Consider the following 223-nt stretch of genomic DNA (forward strand, 5'->3'; position numbering starts at 1 on the left):
TTTGAACTACTCACCACTTAACGTCCTTACGGACTGTTTGAAGTGGGAGATTCCTAAGTACAGAGTTCTATCGAACTCTAATGGATTAGGCTATCCCCGTAGTTCCTACGGTTAAGAGACGAATTGCCTCGTTTCTCAGGTTGATCGCTGCATTCCTATCTCTATCGTGATGTGTACCACAAGAAGGGCAATCCCACTCACGAATTATTAGATTTTTAACATC

The 223-nt window shown here is 42.6% G+C and carries 1 protein-coding gene; it reads right to left on the reverse strand.

What is annotated here, in order from left to right:
- Positions 1–85: 85 nt before the first annotated feature.
- Positions 86–223, reverse strand: a 138-nt coding sequence (locus AC1M36_RS28680) for a zinc ribbon domain-containing protein (RefSeq protein ID WP_479846536.1), incomplete at its 5' end; no start/stop codon positions are given.

This window comes from Bacillus sp. Medicinal_06 (assembly GCF_056711665.1).